We start from the raw sequence: 1,498 nt of genomic DNA on the forward strand, positions 1-1,498 counted from the left end.
AACGCGGGGTCACGAAGACCTCGTTCGGCGTGCTGCCTGTCTTTTCGATCATGTAATTGTCGGTATCGCCGAGAGTCGCTCGAAGAGGCCCTTCTTTTCGCTTGCCGAGCGGGTCGAAATCGCCAAGGAACTTCTGGCCCAGTACCCGAATGTTGAAGTCTGCGGATTTGATGGCCTGCTGATGGATTTTCTCCACGCAAAAGGCGCGAAGGTCATATTGCGCGGTCTGCGCGCCGCGTCGGATTTCGAGTACGAATTTCAGATGGCGGGGATGAACAGGAATCTTTTCCCCGAGGTTGAAACAATATTCCTGACCCCGGGCGAGAAGTACATGTTCATTTCGGCAACGATGGTTCGCGAGATTGCCCTTCTCGGCGGGGATGTCAGCAAGTTTGTCCATCCGGCAATCTGCGAGCGGCTGGCGAAAAGAGTTTCGGAAAAATTTTAGTGAGTTGAAGGAACAGCATCATGGCATTGATTATTACTGACGAATGCATCAACTGCGACGTGTGTGAACCCGAGTGCCCGAACGAAGCGATTTCTCAGGGCGCTGAAATCTATGAAATCGACCCGGGCAAGTGTACCGAATGCGTTGGTCACTATGACACGCCACAGTGTGTCGAGGTTTGCCCGGTCGATTGCATCCCGAAGGATGCCGATCATCAGGAAAATGAAAACCAGCTGTGGGTGAAGTACGAGAAGCTGACGGGGAACAAGCGACCCGCCTGATCGGACACAAAAAAACGCCGTCTCCCGATCGCCTGGGTGACGGCGTTTTTGTTCTTTTGTTTTTCAGGCGGCGCTACGCAGGTTTTGGGTATTGAGTTTTGTAATCAGAATGAGCTCAACCGCTTTACCGACCTTCTCCAGCGCCCGGATCTGTGACACAAGATTGTTCTCGACGTGAATCAGTTCATTGACTCGATCTTCAAGCGTGTCGGTTGCTTGATGAATGCGTTTGATGCTTTCCAGCCGCCGTTTGAGCTGGATCTGGTGTTCGCGAACCTGGGTTTCCATGGGCGCCATGATCGCTTTCAGCCAGGATTCCGCGTCACGGTTGGCGCGCTCAAAAGCGCGCTTCACCTGGGTAGCGACTTCCTCGAAGAACCTCTGTGTGACCTTGTTTTTCTCATGGGTCATCAACTGGAACATGGTGTTGAGGTGTGTATCGCACCAGTACTCAAGGCGGTCAATGTCCTTCTGGTAACGGATCAAAGAGAAGCTGGTCGGGGTGCCCAGCTTGAGGCCATGCTCGACCGCAAACTTCTTGTAGATTGCGCCCATCATGGTGAGGATTTCGACTATCTCGCCGTCTGATTTGACGAGGTTGTTGCGCGAAACGTTGAAGAAATTCTTCATCGCGCCAGAGAGTGTTTTTGAGAACGGTGCTTCGATCATTGTCTCGCGGGTCGAAGTCGTCAGTTCGAGCAAGGCATCAAGGCCCAGATGGCCAAAAAGCTTGTTCGTCAGTTGCGAAAAGACGCTGCGCACTGCGTAG

The 1,498-nt window shown here is 52.8% G+C and carries 2 protein-coding genes and 1 pseudogene; 2 read left to right on the forward strand and 1 reads right to left on the reverse strand.

Annotated features, from left to right (window positions below):
• Both coaD and PROAA_RS13685 read left to right on the forward strand, forming a co-directional pair.
• Positions 1-448 (forward strand): pantetheine-phosphate adenylyltransferase (gene coaD, locus PROAA_RS13680; RefSeq protein WP_186411869.1); only part of this gene is annotated, 448 nt, incomplete at its 5' end.
• Between the two features lie 20 nt (positions 449-468).
• Entirely contained in the window at positions 469-729 is a 261-nt protein-coding gene (locus tag PROAA_RS13685; protein ID WP_186411870.1) for a YfhL family 4Fe-4S dicluster ferredoxin, read from the forward strand.
• A gap of 63 nt (positions 730-792) precedes the next feature.
• Here the strand turns inward: PROAA_RS13685 and PROAA_RS13690 are convergent.
• Positions 793-1,498, reverse strand: a pseudogene (locus tag PROAA_RS13690) (GTPase); the annotation flags it as partial.

Origin of the sequence: Candidatus Propionivibrio aalborgensis, from assembly GCF_900089945.1 — a bacterium.
Taxonomy (GTDB): Bacteria; Pseudomonadota; Gammaproteobacteria; order Burkholderiales; family Rhodocyclaceae; genus Propionivibrio; species Propionivibrio aalborgensis.

Coding starts and splice junctions, on each gene's coding strand:
- PROAA_RS13685 (WP_186411870.1), top strand. CDS start 469: ATGGCATTGATTATTACTGACGAATGCATCAACTGCGACGTGTGTGAA.